Raw genomic sequence first — 15,100 nt, 5'->3', positions numbered from 1 at the left:
CGCCCGCTCGGGCGTCGCTCAGCGTGGCACCGGGGCGCGCTGGTCGACGTCGGCATCCTGGTCGAGCACCCTTGCCTCGTCAATCTCGGCGACGTAGAGCCGGAGTCTGGCTCCGCCGGTGGTGTGCTCGCGCATGAACTCGGTGAGTCCCTGTGCCAATGAGTGCCGGTTCAGGAACTGCAGGACCTGGTCAGTGACCCACACGTCGATCGACCGGCCGGCGGCCGCGACTCCCACCCCGGATGCGCTCGACGCATCTCCAGGATCCGTGCTTCCACGACCCCGGACATCTGGTGCGGACACGACACCGGCCGACTCGACCGCCGTTCCAGACCCGCCAGGCCCTCGTCCTCGTAGCGACGCAGCCACGCATGGACCGACTGCCGCGAGACACCCCAACGCTGCGCGACCTCGCTGACCGACGCACCATCGGCCAGCACCGCCAGCACCGCTTGGTACTTCTGTTCCTGCACGCTGAGCTCCCTGATCATGAGGGAGTGTCAAGGAGGAACCGGAGCCACCGTCAAGCAACTACCGAAGCCGTGTAAAGCACGAACCCGAGCCACTCCGTCAAGGAGGACCCGGGCTCACACAAGCTCGTTGTGGGGCGGGTGGGGCTCGAACCCACGACCCAAGGATTATGAGTCCTCTGCTCTGACCGACTGAGCTACCGCCCCAGCGCGGAAGCCTAGTCCCGGGTCACGGAGCATGCGGACTCAGCCGTCGGCGACGCCCGCCAACCAGTACGCCGCGGCGTCGCCCCACTCGGCGAGCTCGTCGTCGGTCATGCCCGCGAAGCAGCGGAGCCACGACTCGGCGCGGGCGAGGCGCGCCAGTCGGAGGGCTGCGGGCAGCGCGGCGCGGAGCTCGGCGAGTGGCGCCAGGTCGCTCCACACCTCGAGGGCCGGTTCGGCGATCGCCAGGACCCGCGGGTGGCCGACCGGGAGCGAGAGGTGCTGCGCGACGCCGCCGAGGGGCACCATGAGCGCACCGAGCGGCTCGCACAGCAACGCGTCACCGAAGTCGAAGAACCGCAGCTGACCGTCGACATCGAAGACGTTGTAGGTGTGCAGGTCGTTGTGGTTCAGCGTGAGAGGCAGGCCGAGGGCCGCGACCTGGTCGGCCGCCGCGGTGACCGAGGGCAGCGCCGCCTCGAGCGCCTCGGCGCGACCGGCCTCGAAGCAGCGAGGGTCACCCGCTGGCAGCGAGCCGAAGTCGGCGAGCCGCTGCTGGACGTAGGGCACGGCATCAGACGGGGCCAGCCGCTCGACGCCAGCCTCGGCCAGACGGGTGGCGTGTGGCGCGAGCGCGCGTTGCAGCTGCGCCGCCGCGACGAGCATCCGGCCGACCGTCGGCACCAGGTGCTCCTCCCCTCGCTCGGCCAGCCCCTCCCCCAGCACCGTGCCCTGGTCCGGCGTGAGCAGCAGGTCGCGAGCGCCGTCGGCCGCCGCGACCGGCACGACGTACGCCGGCGCGAGCTCGCCCAGGAGCACGAGCAGCCGTGCCTCGAACGCCTGCAGTGGCGTGTTCTGCTTCGCGAAGAACGTCCCCGACGGCGCCTGCACGCGCCAGACGGTCGACCAGGACCGGTCCCGGACCGGCTCCAGCACCAGCGGCTCCCCGACCGCGGACCCCACCCACCCGGCCAGCTCGGCGCGGAACGCCGGCGAGGCCCAGCGTGCGCTGGTGGACGGCAGGCGCAGGGCGAAGTCGGCGTACACGCCGACCATCCTGTCCTCAGGTCGTCCGGACGTGAATGATGCGGGACGCCAGTGTCGGGGGGTGTTACACAAGCGTCCCGCATCGGGGGGTGTCACCGCCGCGGGGCCTGCCCGATCGGCTCTCTCCGATCTGAACACACGCCCGATCACGTGACCAGCCGCGACACGCGAGTGTGACCAGTTGGGGACTCGGGTGCTGGCCCAGATGGGCTATGCCCGATAGTCCGAACGGACTATGGACAACCCTGGGGTGCATGCAGTATGTGGAACGATGGCTCCCCCGGTTGGATTCGAACCAACGACCCTTCGATTAACAGTCGAATGCTCTGCCAGTTGAGCTACGGGGGATCGGCGGTGAACCTTAGCAAGGAGCGACTCCGGGCCTGAAATCCGCCGGATGGGGCAGTTGCGGGGGCTGACCGACGTCGCCCCGGTCAGAGCCCGACGTCCTCCCGCGCGCTCGCCAGCGCGGTGTCCGCGGCGTGCGCGACCAGGGGGTCACCCGGGTCGATGCCCTCGTCGTACTCGAACAGCCAGGTGACCTCCCGCCCTCCCGACGGCGCCCGCCGAGCGATCACGCGCACCCCGCGGGAGCCCTCGACCGCCACGTGCCGCTGCAGCACGACGGTGGCGGTGACCCGTTCGCGCACCAGCTCGAGCAGCCGGCCGGGGTCGGCGATGGCGAGGAGGTACTCCGGTCGACGCTCGCCCCACGTGCCGACCTCGCGGACCCGGAGGACCTCCCCCTCGTTGTCCCAGTCGGCCGACTCGACCTGCTCCCAGGGCACCCGGACATGACCGACGCTGGTCGGGACGTAGAGGGCGTCGCGGGTGCCGACCACCAGGCCGGTCTCGCTCACGGCGCGGGCCAGCTCGGACTCCCCCGCCACGAGCTCGATCGACGGCCGGCGCCTCGGCATCCTCACCGGGACATCACTCGGGACATCACTCGGAGCCGACGATCCGGTCGCGCAGCGCCCGGCGGTGCGCCTCGAGTGCAGCGAGCTCACCGAACATCCGGTTGTAGGTCTCGGCCTCCTCGACCGGGTTGGTGCGCTGCAGCTTGGACTTCACCGCGGCGATCCGGCGCAGGGCGGTGAGCTCGAGGAGCCGCACGACGTGCTGGATGACGTAGGCCGCGTCGGGGGCCTTGTCGGTGAGGAGCGGCTCCACCGAGAGCGCACTGACCGCAGAGACGAGGGCCGGGTCGTTGCGCTGCTGGGCGGCGTCGCGCAGCCGGGCCGACCAGCCGTGGTCCGAGGCGCCCGCCAGCGGTCCACCGGCCGCGGAGACCAGCTCCCACACCGCCCGGTAGGTCGGGTGCATGAAGTCCTCGGGCCCGACCTCACTGGTGGTCCGGCCGATGACCATCGGGTGTTGCACCACGAGCTTGAGGGTCTCGCGCTCCATCGCGAAGCGAGGATCGCGCAGGTCCGGAAGCTGGCGGCGAGGTGGCCCGGAGGTATCAGGTGCCGGCGGTGACGTGGTCGTCGACGACGGTCGCGACCGGTTGCCGGCGCGCCGGACTTCCGACCGGGCCTCCTCGACGTCGACCCCGACCATCCCCGCGATCTCGCGGGCGAAGGCGTCGACCTTGGACTTGTCACGGATGCTCGACACCAGCCGGGCGCTCTCGCGCAGCGCGTCGACGCGCCCGTCGGCCCGGTCGAGGTCGTACTTCGACACGACGTTGGCCAGCACGAACCGGTAGAGCGGCACCCGGCGCGCGATCAGCTCGCGCACCGCCGCGTCGCCGTGCTTGATGCGCAGGTCGCACGGGTCGAGCCCGTCGGGCTCGACGGCGACATAGGTCTGGGACACGAAGTTCTGGTCACCGGCGAACGCTTTGAGTGCGGCCGCCTGGCCGGCTGCGTCGCCGTCGAAGGTGAAGATGACCTCGCCGCGGAACTCCTCGTGGTCGGCCATGTGCCGACGCAGGATCTTGGCGTGCTCGTCGCCGAACGCCGTCCCGCATGAGGCGACCGCGGTGCCGACGCCGGCGAGGTGGCAGGCCATCACGTCGGTGTAGCCCTCGACCACGACCGCCTGGGACATCAGCCCCATCTGCTTGCGGGCCAGGTCGATGCCGTAGAGCACCTTGCTCTTCTTGTAGAGCGTCGTCTCAGGGGTGTTGAGGTACTTCGCCTCGATCCGGTCGTCCTCGAAGATCCGGCGCGCCCCGAAGCCGATCGTCTCTCCCGAGGTCTCCCGGATCGGCCACAGCAACCGGCCGCGGAACCGGTCGTACCCTGAGCCTCCGCGCTGGCTCTGCGCGACGAGCCCGGCGGCGATGCACTCCTCCTCGGAGAAGCCGCGCTGTCGCAAGTGCTTCAGCAGGTCCTCGCCGCCGCGGGGGGCGAAGCCGAGGCCGAACCGCTCGGCAGTCTCGCCGTCGAAACCGCGCTCGGTGAGGAACTGCCGGGCCTGTGCCGCTGCGGGGGTCATGAGCTGCTCGGCGTAGAACTGCTGGGCCACCCGGTTGGCCTCGATCAGCTTGCCGCGCTGCGGACCGCGCGGCCGGTCGTCGCGGACGTCGCCCTCCTCGCGCTTGAGCTCGACGCCGTACTTGTCCGCGAGCCGCTCCACCGATTCGACGAAGCTCAGCCCGTCGATCTTCTGCAGGAAGGAGATGACGTCTCCGCCTTCCTGGCAGCCGAAGCAATGGAACGACCCCCGAGAGGGGTTGACGTTGAACGACGGCGTCTTCTCGTCGTGGAACGGGCAGAGACCCTTCTGCGAGCCGCCGCCGGCGTTGCGGAGCGTGACGTACTGACCGACGACGTCGTCGATCAGGGCCTTCTCACGGACCTCGGCGATGCTCTCGTCGCGGATCCGGCCTGCCATGTGGTGATCCTAGGCCGCGCCCTAGTAGGGGCCACTCATGATGTTCACAGGCGCCTCGCCACGGGCGAACCGGAGGAGCTGGTCGCGGACCAGCCGGTAGGCGCGCGGCCACATCGCGCTGCTCGCTCCGCCGACGTGCGGGGAGATCAGCAGGCCGGGCGCGGTCCACAGCGAGCTGTCCTCGGGCAGCGGCTCCGGGTCGACCACATCGACGGCGGCGGTGATCCGGCCCGACCGGAGCGCGGCGACGAGGTCGGCCTCGACCACGACCGGGCCGCGGGCGACGTTGACCAGGAGGGCGCCGTCCTTCATCCGGGCGAGGAACTCGGCGTCCACCAGGCCTCGCGTCTCGTCGGTCAGGGGTACGACCAGGACCACGACGTCGGCATCGGGCAGCAGGTCGGGCAGCTCGGCGATCGCGTGGACCCCCGCGCGGGCGGTCCGGGCGACCCGGACGACCTCGGTCTCGAACGGAGCGAGCCGGCGCTCGATGGCCTCGCCCACCGCACCGTGGCCGACGAGCAGCACCTGCTTGTCGGCCAGAGCCGGCCGCCACTCCGGCCGCCACTCACGCGCGTCCTGGCGACGTACGAAGCCCGGTATGCCGCGCAGCGACGACAGGATCAGGGTCAGCGCCAGCTCGGCGGTCGACGCGTCGTGGATCCCCCGGCCGTTGCACAGCAGCACGCCGTCCGGCACGTGGGGCCGGATGTTGTCGACACCCGCGGTGAGCGTCTGCACCACCCGCAGCGACGTCATCCGGGGCAGCACCTCGCTGATCCGGCTGTCGACCAGGTAGGGCGGGACGTAGACCTCGACCTCCGTGACGCTCGCCGGGACGTGGCGGGTGGGGTCGACCACCTCGTAGCGCAGACCCTCCGGCGGACCCTGGGCGCCGTCGAGCGCGAGCTCGGCGGGGTCGAACGGCAGCCAGACCAGCGGCGCGCTCACGAGGAGGGCCCGCAGAGCCGGTCGTGCCACGACAGCGCACTGACGTCGGTGAGCGAGGCGACCTGGTCGATGACCACTCGCAGCCGCGCCGCGTCGTCGGACGCCTCGCGCCAGTCGCTGCGCAGGGACGGTTCGAGGGCGTCCTCACCACGGTCGAGCAGGACGGCCACGAGCTCCGTGATGAGCTCGCGCTGGCGCACCATGAGGTCGATGCGGTCCTGGGCCTTCATGACGTAGTGCGCGGCGATCCCCTTGAGCACCGCGATCTCCAGGCGGGTGCGTTCGGGCACGACCAGGTCGGCCCGGTAGCGGATGAACGGGCCCGGGTCGGCGGCGAACGTGGCGGCCTGGACGGCGCCGCAGAAGCGCCCGATGAGGTCACTGGTGAGGTTCTTGAGTGCGGCCAGCGCACCGCGGCTGCCGTCGTAGGCCCTGGTCGGCCAGCTGCCCTGGGTCTGCAGCCCGGCCAGGACGTCCTCCAGGTCGTCGTCCGAGACGGTCGGCAGATACCACTCGCGGACCGTGGCCCACACCGCCGGCCGGTCCAGCCTGGTCAGCTCGACCTTGCCGGCGACGATCCCGTCCTCGACGTCGTGGACCGAGTAGGCGACGTCGTCGGCGAGATCCATCACCTGTGCCTCGAGGCACTGGTGGCCCGGCGGTGAGCCGGCGCGGAGCCAGTCGAAGACGGGCAGGTCGTCCTCATAGACCCCGAACTTGGTGTTGGCGGGGTCGGGGTCGCGACGCCACGGATACTTGGTGCAGGCGTCGAGGGTGGCACGCGTCAGGTTGAGGCCCACCGAGCGCCCGTCTGCGTCGACCGTCTTGGCCTCGAGCCGGGTCAGCAGCCGCAGCGTCTGCGCGTTGCCCTCGAACCCGCCGCAGGGTTCGCTCAGCTCGGCCAGTGCCCGCTCGCCGTTGTGGCCGAACGGCGGGTGGCCGAGGTCGTGGGCCAGCGCGGCGGTCTCGGCGATGTCCGGCTGGCTGCCCAGCGCCCGGGAGAGATCCCTGGCCACCTGGGCCACCTCCAGGCTGTGCGTCAGCCGGTTGCGAACGAAGTCGTCGGTCTCCGGCCCCACCACCTGCGTCTTCGCCGCCAGTCGCCGGAACGCCGCGCAGTGGACGAGCCTGGCCCGGTCGCGCTCGAACGCCGTCCGCTCGGGGGCCTCCACGCGCTTGGGGGGCTCGGCGACGAGTCGCTCCCGCGCATCCGCGTCGTAGAGGTCCTCGGGATTCATCGACGCCACCCTAGGGCGACCCGGCGGGCCCCGCCTCAGCCCGACGCGGGCGGGAAGCCGCCGAGGCGCACCAGGTTGCCGTGCAGGTCGATGACGTGGAACTCCACGCCTCCCCAGGGCTCGGACCTCGGCGGCGTGAGCCGAGCGGGCTCCGGGATCGCGACCTCGGCCCACCGGTCATGGCACGCCACCGCCTCGTCCGGGCTGCCGAACCGGATGTAGCAGGCGACGTCGTTGGTCCAGCGGTCGACGCTCGTGTCGAGCCAGAAGTGCAGCTCGATCCCCAGCTCCCGATGACGAAGGATCAGGTAGTCCGGCCACCGGCCCGTCTCGACGAAGCCGAGGCCGGTCCAGAAGGAGGCCGTCAGGTCGAAGTCCGCACTCGGCAGGATCGGGATGGTCACGGCTGGCATGGGACCAGTCTGGCCCGCGTGGACCGGTTTGGCTTTCGTTCTCGGCTGGGTGCCGGGTGCGCCGAGTCGGCGCTTCTGCCGGTGTGGCGCTTCGCGCGTGGTGCAGTACCGCCGACTCGGCGACAACACGTTCCCGTGCGGTGTTCCTCGTCAGCCCTTCGGGCTTCCTCAGAACACCGACACGTGAACGTGGTCGTAGTGGTTGGCGGTCGCTGAACCGCGGTTGGACATCCCGCGCCAGCCCTCGCCGCCGCGCTCGACCGACCAGATGCGCTGGGAGTAGATGACGTAGGAGACGCCGAGCGCCACGTAGTTCTCGCGGACGAAGTTGGCGACCTCCCAGCCCCGGGCGCCGCTCACCATGATGTCGATGGCGCGGCCGGAGCCGTGGTCGCCGCCGCCACCACGGAGGGTGCCGTAGCTGGTGATCTCGGGGAAGTTGGCGCAGACGGCGCGGTGGATCGCCACGATCGACGAGCTCACCCCGCTGTCGATGGAGGAGCCGTTGGTGCACTCGCCACCGAGCGTCGGGGGCTTCTCGTCGGAGAAGTAGCCGGAGGTCACCCAGCGCGACTTGCCACCGAGGACGATCTCGCTGCGGCCCCACATCTCACGGCCGGTCACGAGGACCTTCTTGCCGGCGTCGAGCTCACCGAGCTTCTCGGCCTTGTCGCCGGGTTGGTCCCAGATGTTCAGCTCGTCGGTGGTCCACAGCCGTGTGTCGGCGTTCTTGATCGCGGTCCGGATCGCGGCCTTCGACATGGCGTTGGGGATCTTGACCGGGGCCGCGTCGAGGGCGGCGCCCCGCGAGGTCGACCGGGTCACGGGCTGGTCGGCACGGTCGACGACCAGGCCGGTGGTCGCGGCGCTCGCGATGACGGTGCTGGACACGGGGTCACTGGCCAGCACGCCGAGGCCGACCGTCGAGACGGTCGCCATCAAGGCGAGGGGCGCCACGATCGTGATGGCACGGGGCTTGCGGCGGGCATTGGTTTCCCGCTTGTGGCTGTGGGCCACAGCGCTGATCCTTTGCTGTTGCTGACATGACATGCGCTTGCTGTAGCAAGCGCCGGCGGTCGACTCTGGCACAGGCAACGACGCCGCCACCAATCCCGATACGGTATTTGGGACGTGTCGCTGCTCACCCGCCGGTGACCTCGGTCGCCTCCTCGGACATGTGCACCTCGGACCCGTCGGTGTCCAGGAGCCAACCTTCTGGCAGCGCGACCTTGTCGCGGGGAGAGCCCTGGCGGCCACGTGGCGAGCCCAGCTCGCTCGTCGGGAAGGGTTCGCGGGGGTCGAGCCGGGCCAGCAACGTGTCCAGCTCGGCCAGCGTCGAGATGAGCGCCAGCGACCGGCGCAGCTCGCCGCCCGCGGCGAAGCCCTTGAGATACCACGAGACGTGCTTGCGGAACTCCTTGCAGCCACGCTCCTGCCCGAGGTGCTGTGCCAGCAGCTCGGCGTGCCGGCGCATCATCGCGGCCACCTCGCCGAGGCTGGGCAGCGTGGCGACCTGCTCGCCCGCGAACGCCGCGGCCAGGTCGCGGAACAGCCACGGTCGCCCGAGGCAGCCGCGTCCGACGACGACGCCCGCGGCGCCGGTCTCCGCCACCATCCGCAAGGCGTCCGCGGCCTCCCAGATGTCGCCGTTGCCGAGCACCGGGATGTCGACGTGCTCGACGAGCGTGCCGATCGCGTCCCAGTCGGCACGGCCGGAGTAGGACTGCGCAACCGTCCGCCCGTGCAGCGCAATCGCTGCGCAACCCGCCTCCTGCGCGATCCGGCCGGCGTCGAGGTAGGTCAGGTGGTCGTCGTCGATGCCCTTGCGGGTCTTCATAGTCACCGGCACGTCGTACGGCGTCGCGGTCGCGACCGCGGACTCCAGGATCCGGCCCAGCAGCCCGCGCTTCCAGGGCAGCGCTCCCCCACCGCCCTTGCGGGTGACCTTGGGGACCGGGCAACCGAAGTTGAGGTCGATGTGCCGGACGCCGAACTCCCCGCACAGGATCTCGGTCGCCTTGCCGACGTAGACGGGGTCGGTGCCGTAGAGCTGCACCGACCGCACCGTCTCGAGCTCGTCGAAGACCAGCATTCCGAGGGTCACGGCGTCCCTCTCGACGATGCCGCGGCTGGTGATCATCTCGCAGACGTAGAGACCGGCCCCCTGTTCGGCGCAGAGCCGGCGGTAGGCCGCGTTGGTGATGCCCGCCATCGGCGCCAGGACGACGGGGGTCGCGACGTGCAGCGACCCCAGGGTCAGGCCGGGGTGCTCGGCGAGTGTGGTGGACATCCCGCCATTCTCGCCGACGACACTAGTTCTTCCGATTCTTGCCTTTGCCCTTGTCGTCCTTCGGGGGCTTGGGCTTCTTGACCTCGCCGGTCCAGGTGATCGGGATGTCGGCCTCGGTCGGGCGGAAGCTCGCCGCGACCAGGTCACCCTTGTTGGGCACGAGGTAGACCAGGCACAGGTCCGCGGTCGCGCCCGGCGGGAACGGCGCCGGGAACGCGTCGGGGTTGCACGGCTTGAACTTGCTTCCGAACAGGGTCGACTCGACCAGGGTGTCGGTGGCGTCCAGGACGTAGAGCGGCTGAAGACGCAGCTCGCCGAGGTCGGTCTCGCCGCGGTTGGCGACGGTCGCCCGCACGAAGTACGGCTTCTTCGTCCTTGTCTCGTCGGACAGGTCCCAGCCGACGAACGACTCCGCGAACGAGGTCTTCTCCAGCCTGGTGACGGTGATGTCGAGCACGCCGACCACACCCTGGCGGATCTCGTAGGCGACGGTCGCGGTCTCGCCGACCTCCAGGCTCGAACCCTGGTCGGTCAGCTCCACCCCCTCCGGGACCAGCAACGAGTCATCGGGGCCGGCCGAGTCCGAGCCAGAAGCGCTCGACGACCCGCTCGACGTCGCGTCCTCGTCCGGATCCCCGGAGTCGTCAGAGCAGCCCACCAGCGCCACGGCGAGCACCACGCAGGCCAAGGCGCGCGACAGTCGTCCGGTCACCCGGCCAGTGTGCACCGGCGGTGTATTCAGGCGCCGATGAAACGCTCGGCGAAGTAGGAGCTGATTCCCGCGAGCGGGACCCGCTCCTGCTGCATGGTGTCGCGCTCCCGCACGGTCACCGCGTCGTCCTCGAGCGTCTCGAAGTCGACCGTCACGCAGTAGGGCGTCCCGATCTCGTCCTGGCGGCGGTAGCGCCGGCCGATGGCGCCGGAGTCGTCGAAGTCGACGTTCCAGGCCTTGCGCAGGTCGTCGGCCAGGGCCTTGGCCTTCGGAGAGAGGTCCGCGTTGCGGCTCAGCGGCAGCACGGCGACCTTGACCGGCGCCAGCCTCGGGTCGAGGCGCAGCACGACGCGAGTGTCCACGCCGCCCTTGGTGTTGGGTGCCTGGTCCTCGCTGTAGGCGTCGACCAGGAACGTCATCAGGCTGCGCGAGAGCCCGGCGGCGGGTTCGATGACGTAGGGCGTGTAGCGCTCGTTGGCGGCCTGGTCGAAGTAGGAGAGGTCCTGGCCGGAGTGCTTCGAGTGTGTCGTGAGGTCGAAGTCGGTGCGGTTGGCGATGCCCTCGAGCTCGCCCCACTCCGAGCCCTGGAACCGGAAGCGGTACTCGATGTCGACCGTGCGGGTCGAGTAGTGGCTGAGCTTCTCCTGCGGGTGCTCGTAGTGGCGCAGGTTGTCGGGGTCGATCCCCAGGTCGACGTACCAGTTCGTGCGCTCGTCGATCCAGTACTGGTGCCACTCCTTGTCCTCGCCGGGCTTGACGAAGTACTCCATCTCCATCTGCTCGAACTCACGGGTGCGGAAGATGAAGTTGCCGGGGGTGATCTCGTTGCGGAAGCTCTTGCCGATCTGGGCGATGCCGAAGGGCGGCTTGGCGCGGGAGCTGGTCACGACGTTGGCGAAGTTGACGAAGATGCCCTGGGCGGTCTCGGGACGCAGGTAGTGCAGCCCGGTCTCGTCCTCCACCGGGCCGAGGTGGGTCTTGAGCAGGCCCGAGAACTGCCGCGGCTCGGTCCAGGCCCCGCGGGTGCCGCAGTTGGGGCAGGCCAGGGTCGCCAGGTCGACAGCGTCCGGGTCGTCGAGCCCCTTCTTCTCCGCGGCCTCCTCCTGGAGGTGGTCGGCACGGAACCGCTTGTGGCAGGACTGGCACTCGGTGAGTGGGTCCATGAAGGTGTCGACGTGCCCGCTGGCCTCCCAGACCTGGCGCGGCAGGATGATGGACGAGTCCAGCCCGACCATGTCGTCGCGCTGCTGCACCATCGCCTTCCACCACTGGCGCTTGATGTTCTCCTTGAGCTCGACCCCGAGGGGGCCGTAGTCCCACGCCGAGCGGGTCCCGCCGTAGATCTCGCCGCACGGGTAGACGAATCCCCGCCGCTTGGCGAGGGAGACGACGAGGTCGACGGCAGAGGGCGGGGCTTTCGGCATTCGCTCAGGTTATCGAGCGTGTCGACTGCGTATTGAGGACGGTCCCCGGCTCGACGACCTCGTAGGCGCTGGGCTCGTCGAGGGCCCGGCTCAGGAGCGGCACGGCGCGCAGCTTGACGTCGTAGGCGGAGAGGGCACGTCGGTAGGCGCCCACGTGCTCCCACCGGGTCGTCAGGACCCACAGCTCCGGGTCGTCGACGTTGCGGCCGATCGTGCCGCTGAGGTGTCCAGGGCGCTCGGCGAGCGCGTCCAGGGCGCCCTGGAGCTCGGCGCGGAAGAGCTCGCCCTGCTCGACCGGGACCCGGAAGCGACTGACAACGAGCACTCGTGGACGCTACCGCGCCCACGAGTTGACAATGATTCTCAACCGACTTGATAATCGTTCTCATGCGCTCCGTCGTCGTCCCGGTCCTCACCGCTCTCGTCCTCGCCGGCTCGTCCACCCTCCTTGCCGGGTGTTCGGCCTTCTCCGGGGACGACGAGGCCGCGGACGACGGCGGGGTGCGCGTGGCCACCGGGTTCTACCCCCTGCAGTACGTCGCCGAGCGGGTCGGCGGCGACCTCGTGACGGTCGACAACCTCACGGTGCCGGGCAAGGAGCCGCACGACCTCGAGCTGACCATCCAGGAGACCGCCACCGTCGCGGAGTCCGACCTCGTGGTCTTCGAGCACGGCTTCCAGCCGGCCGTCGACGAAGCCGTCGAGACCAGCGCCGAAGGGGCGGTGCTCGACGCCTCCGAGGCCGTCGACCTGCGGCCGGCCGACGGCGAGGACGGGCACGAAGGTGAGGAGGAGGAGGAGGACGACCACGGCGACCTCGACCCGCACTTCTGGCAGGACCCCGCGCTCGTGGCGGACCTCGGCGACGCCCTTGCTGACGAGCTGGCCGAGCTCGACCCCGACAACGCAGACACCTTCGAAGCCAACGCCGCCGACCTGCGCGCGGACCTGGAGAGCCTCGACCAGGACTACGCCGCCGGGCTGGAGGGCTGTGACCGGGACACGGTGGTGGTCAGCCACGACGCCTTCGGCTACCTCGAGAAGTACGGCCTGCACTTCGAGGCGATCGCAGGTCTCTCCCCCGACGCCGAGCCGACCCCGGCCGACCTGGCTCGTCTGCAGCAGCTCATCGAGGACGACGGCATCACCACTGTTTTCGGGGAGCGGCTCGCTCCCCCGGCCCTGGTGGATACCCTGGCGCGCGACACGGGCGTGACGACAGCCGTGCTCGACCCCATCGAGGGACTCACGGACGAGACCGAGGGCGAGGACTACCTGACCCTGATGACCCAGAACCTCGACGCCCTCCGCAAAGCCAACGGCTGTCCATGACCGACCCGGTCGTCCTGACCAACGGCGCCGTCGCCATCGACGGTCGCCCGGTACTGCGCGGGATCGACCTGACCGTGCGGACCGGCGACTTCCTCGCGCTGATGGGGGCCAACGGCTCCGGCAAGTCCACGCTCGTCCGGGCTCTCACCGGGCTGCTGCCTCTCACCGCGGGCACGCTGGAGCTCTTCGGGACCCCGATCCACGACTTCGGGGACTGGTCCCGGATCGGCTACGTCCCACAGCGCGCCGGCGCCGGTTCGGGCGTCCCGGCCTCGGTCTGGGAGATCGTCGCCGCGGGGCGCCTCGGCCAGCGTCGGCTCTTCCGACCCCTGGCCCGCGCAGACCGTCTCGCGATCGACGAGGCGCTGGAGGTCGTCGGTCTCGCACACCGGGCACGGGACGGGATCTCCCGGCTCTCCGGTGGCCAGCAGCAGCGGGTCCTGATCGCCCGGGCGCTGGCAGGTGAGCCCGAGATGCTGCTGCTCGACGAGCCCACCGCGGGCGTCGACATCACCAACCAGCGCGCGCTCGCGGCCACGCTGCACGAGCTGAGGTCGCGCGGCTCGACGATCGTCCTGGTCGCCCACGAGCTCGGCCCGCTGGCGCCACTCGTCTCGCGGGCTGTGGTGATGCGCGACGGGCGGATAGTCCGGGACGGCCCGCCGCTCGCTGACCACGGCCTGGAGCACGCCCACCACCACGACCCGCTCCACGAGCACGACCACGGCCACACCGTACGACTGACCAGCCCGATCGAGGGGGGCCTGTCGTGAGTCTCGCCGAGGTGTTCTCGTACGAGTTCATGCAGCGTGCGCTGATCGCCGCGGTGTTCATCGGCCTGGCCGCCCCGGCCGTCGGCACCTACCTCGTCCAGCGACGGTTGGCCCTCATGGGCGACGGCATCGGCCATGTCGCGGTCACCGGCGTCGCGCTCGGTCTCCTCACCAGGACGTCGCCGACCTGGACGGCGGTCGTGGTGGCGGTCCTCGGCGCCGTGCTCATCGAGGTCATCCGTGAGCGCGGGTACGCGCACGGCGACGTCGCCCTCGCCCTCCTGTTCTACGGCGGCCTGGCCGGCGGCCTCTTCCTCACCGGGCTCGCCGGCACCGGCGCAGCCAAGCTCCAGGGGTTCCTCTTCGGCTCGATCACCACGATGAACGACACCGACGTGATCGTGACGATGTCGTTAGCGGCGGTCGTGGTCGTGACCTGCGTCGGTTTGTCGCCGCAGCTGTTCGCCGTCGCCCAGGACCAGGACTTCGCCCGCGTCGCCGGGCTGCGGGTCCGTTTCTACAACGTGCTGGTCGCCGTCCTCGCCGCGGTGAGCGTCACCGTCGCCATGCGCAGCGTCGGGCTGCTGCTCGTCTCGGCCCTGATGGTCGTGCCCGTCGCGACCGCACAGCAGCTGACCCAATCGTTCCGCACCACGCTGACCTCGGCGATGGGACTCGGCGTTGCCGCCTCCCTCGGCGGCCTCCTGGTGGCGGGCCTCGCACCGGCCAGCGCCAACGTCCAGCCCGGTCCGACCATCGTGCTGCTGGCGCTCGCCGGCTTCGCGGTGACCTGGCCGGTCGGCGCGTGGCTGCGCGGTCGCCAGCGCCTGACCGCGCCCTTCCCGGCCGAGGACGTGCCTCCGCTCGACCACGTCGACACCGAGGCGCACCCCCACGAGCACGGCCCCGACTGCGGCCACGTCGCGGTCAGGCACGGCGACCACGTCGACTACGTCCATGACGGCCACCGGCACGCCGCCCACGGAGAGCACTATGACGAGCATTGACCCCGGTCCGGCAGGCCTGCGCCCCACCCGCCAGCGCCTCGCTGTCGCCGAGGTGCTGGCCTCGTTCGACGACTTCCGGTCGGCGCAGGACATCCACGAGCTGCTCGCCCAGCGCGGCGACGGTGTCGGCCTCGCGACCGTCTACCGGACGCTCCAGAAGCTCGCCGAGGCCGGCGAGGTCGACATGCTCCGCACCGAGGACGGCGAGGCGATCTACCGGCGCTGCTCGGACTCGCACCACCACCACCTGGTGTGCCGTGACTGCGGCCGGACCGTGGAGGTCGAGGGGCCGGCGGTGGAGCGCTGGACCAGGTCGATCGCGGCGGAGCACGGCTATGCGCAGGTCAGCCACACGCTGGAGATCTTCGGCACCTGCCCCGACTGCTCCTGAGCCT

The 15,100-nt window shown here is 70.7% G+C and carries 16 protein-coding genes, 2 tRNA genes and 1 pseudogene; 4 read left to right on the top strand and 15 right to left on the bottom strand.

The genetic code is table 11. The annotated features are described in order from the left end of the window. Nucleotides 1-18: 18 nt before the first annotated feature. The 15 genes and pseudogenes from ACYVC6_RS15880 to ACYVC6_RS15810 form a co-directional block, all read right to left on the bottom strand. The gene (locus ACYVC6_RS15880) at nucleotides 19-237 is read right to left on the bottom strand and encodes an SAM domain-containing protein (protein WP_460716530.1); all 219 of its coding nucleotides are present in this window, start codon (nucleotides 235-237) and stop codon (nucleotides 19-21) included. Further along, nucleotides 225-488, bottom strand: a pseudogene (locus ACYVC6_RS15875) (helix-turn-helix domain-containing protein); the annotation flags it as partial. The gene ACYVC6_RS15880 and the pseudogene ACYVC6_RS15875, both read right to left, overlap by 13 nt. A 115-nt stretch (nucleotides 489-603) precedes the next feature. Further along, nucleotides 604-677, bottom strand: a tRNA-Ile gene (locus ACYVC6_RS15870). A 39-nt stretch (nucleotides 678-716) separates the two neighbouring features. Continuing rightward, entirely contained in the window at nucleotides 717-1,721 is a 1,005-nt protein-coding gene (locus ACYVC6_RS15865; RefSeq protein ID WP_460715388.1) for a phosphotransferase, read from the bottom strand. A gap of 272 nt (nucleotides 1,722-1,993) precedes the next feature. Further along, nucleotides 1,994-2,069, bottom strand: a tRNA-Asn gene (locus ACYVC6_RS15860). Nucleotides 2,070-2,155: 86 nt separating this feature from the next. Beyond that, nucleotides 2,156-2,647, bottom strand: coding sequence for a hypothetical protein (locus ACYVC6_RS15855; RefSeq protein WP_460715387.1), 492 nt, complete (start codon nucleotides 2,645-2,647; stop codon nucleotides 2,156-2,158). 19 nt (nucleotides 2,648-2,666) lie between these two features. Further along, entirely contained in the window at nucleotides 2,667-4,565 is a 1,899-nt protein-coding gene (gene dnaG, locus ACYVC6_RS15850) for a DNA primase (protein ID WP_460715386.1), read from the bottom strand. 21 nt (nucleotides 4,566-4,586) lie between these two features. Beyond that, nucleotides 4,587-5,546: a 2-hydroxyacid dehydrogenase gene (locus ACYVC6_RS15845; protein ID WP_460715385.1), complete on the bottom strand. Its 960-nt coding sequence runs from the start codon at nucleotides 5,544-5,546 to the stop codon at nucleotides 4,587-4,589. Further along, a complete protein-coding gene (locus tag ACYVC6_RS15840; protein ID WP_460715384.1) occupies nucleotides 5,513-6,754 on the bottom strand; it encodes a deoxyguanosinetriphosphate triphosphohydrolase in 1,242 nt (413 codons plus the stop codon). Before ACYVC6_RS15840 ends, ACYVC6_RS15845 begins: the two co-directional genes overlap by 34 nt. 35 nt (nucleotides 6,755-6,789) lie before the next feature. Then, nucleotides 6,790-7,167, bottom strand: coding sequence for a VOC family protein (locus tag ACYVC6_RS15835; RefSeq protein ID WP_460715382.1), 378 nt, complete (start codon nucleotides 7,165-7,167; stop codon nucleotides 6,790-6,792). 168 nt (nucleotides 7,168-7,335) lie between these two features. Then, the gene (locus tag ACYVC6_RS15830; protein ID WP_460715381.1) at nucleotides 7,336-8,184 is read right to left on the bottom strand and encodes an SH3 domain-containing protein; all 849 of its coding nucleotides are present in this window, start codon (nucleotides 8,182-8,184) and stop codon (nucleotides 7,336-7,338) included. A 124-nt stretch (nucleotides 8,185-8,308) separates the two neighbouring features. After that, nucleotides 8,309-9,457, bottom strand: a complete 1,149-nt coding sequence (gene dusB / locus ACYVC6_RS15825; protein ID WP_460715379.1) for a tRNA dihydrouridine synthase DusB — start codon at nucleotides 9,455-9,457, stop codon at nucleotides 8,309-8,311. A 22-nt stretch (nucleotides 9,458-9,479) separates the two neighbouring features. Then, the gene (locus tag ACYVC6_RS15820) at nucleotides 9,480-10,169 is read right to left on the bottom strand and encodes a hypothetical protein (RefSeq protein WP_460715378.1); all 690 of its coding nucleotides are present in this window, start codon (nucleotides 10,167-10,169) and stop codon (nucleotides 9,480-9,482) included. Nucleotides 10,170-10,195: 26 nt separating this feature from the next. Further along, nucleotides 10,196-11,593, bottom strand: a complete 1,398-nt coding sequence (locus ACYVC6_RS15815) for a glycine--tRNA ligase (protein WP_460715377.1) — start codon at nucleotides 11,591-11,593, stop codon at nucleotides 10,196-10,198. A gap of 4 nt (nucleotides 11,594-11,597) precedes the next feature. Then, nucleotides 11,598-11,918 carry an antibiotic biosynthesis monooxygenase family protein gene (locus ACYVC6_RS15810; RefSeq protein WP_460715376.1) on the bottom strand — a complete coding sequence of 107 codons (321 nt, stop codon included), beginning with the start codon at nucleotides 11,916-11,918 and terminating at the stop codon, nucleotides 11,598-11,600. 62 nt (nucleotides 11,919-11,980) lie between these two features. On the opposite strand from ACYVC6_RS15810, the gene ACYVC6_RS15805 reads away from it, so the two are divergent. From ACYVC6_RS15805 to ACYVC6_RS15790, 4 genes are read left to right on the top strand one after another with little or no spacing between them, the layout of a single operon-like run. Beyond that, nucleotides 11,981-12,925, top strand: a complete 945-nt coding sequence (locus ACYVC6_RS15805; protein ID WP_460715374.1) for a metal ABC transporter substrate-binding protein — start codon at nucleotides 11,981-11,983, stop codon at nucleotides 12,923-12,925. Continuing rightward, a complete protein-coding gene (locus ACYVC6_RS15800; protein WP_460715373.1) occupies nucleotides 12,922-13,698 on the top strand; it encodes a metal ABC transporter ATP-binding protein in 777 nt (258 codons plus the stop codon). Before ACYVC6_RS15805 ends, ACYVC6_RS15800 begins: the two co-directional genes overlap by 4 nt. Continuing rightward, on the top strand, nucleotides 13,695-14,705 hold the full coding sequence (locus tag ACYVC6_RS15795) for a metal ABC transporter permease (protein ID WP_460715372.1): 1,011 nt from the start codon (nucleotides 13,695-13,697) through the stop codon (nucleotides 14,703-14,705). The genes ACYVC6_RS15800 and ACYVC6_RS15795 overlap by 4 nt, the downstream gene beginning before the upstream one ends. After that, nucleotides 14,692-15,096, top strand: a complete 405-nt coding sequence (locus tag ACYVC6_RS15790) for a Fur family transcriptional regulator (protein ID WP_460715371.1) — start codon at nucleotides 14,692-14,694, stop codon at nucleotides 15,094-15,096. Before ACYVC6_RS15795 ends, ACYVC6_RS15790 begins: the two co-directional genes overlap by 14 nt. Nucleotides 15,097-15,100: the final 4 nt, after the last annotated feature.

The organism is Nocardioides dilutus, from assembly GCF_054779555.1.
Note: the sequence above shows the minus strand (reverse complement) of the source record. Positions and strands in the feature narration are given on the sequence as shown.

Excerpts from the sequence above, each read along its gene's own strand:
- ACYVC6_RS15840 (WP_460715384.1), bottom strand. The coding sequence starts at position 6,754 with ATGAATCCCGAGGACCTCTACGACGCGGATGCGCGGGAGCGACTCGTC.
- ACYVC6_RS15815 (WP_460715377.1), bottom strand. The coding sequence starts at position 11,593 with ATGCCGAAAGCCCCGCCCTCTGCCGTCGACCTCGTCGTCTCCCTCGCC.
- dusB (WP_460715379.1), bottom strand. The coding sequence starts at position 9,457 with ATGTCCACCACACTCGCCGAGCACCCCGGCCTGACCCTGGGGTCGCTG.
- ACYVC6_RS15790 (WP_460715371.1), top strand. The coding sequence starts at position 14,692 with ATGACGAGCATTGACCCCGGTCCGGCAGGCCTGCGCCCCACCCGCCAG.
- ACYVC6_RS15835 (WP_460715382.1), bottom strand. The coding sequence starts at position 7,167 with ATGCCAGCCGTGACCATCCCGATCCTGCCGAGTGCGGACTTCGACCTG.
- dnaG (WP_460715386.1), bottom strand. The coding sequence starts at position 4,565 with ATGGCAGGCCGGATCCGCGACGAGAGCATCGCCGAGGTCCGTGAGAAG.
- ACYVC6_RS15805 (WP_460715374.1), top strand. The coding sequence starts at position 11,981 with ATGCGCTCCGTCGTCGTCCCGGTCCTCACCGCTCTCGTCCTCGCCGGC.
- ACYVC6_RS15800 (WP_460715373.1), top strand. The coding sequence starts at position 12,922 with ATGACCGACCCGGTCGTCCTGACCAACGGCGCCGTCGCCATCGACGGT.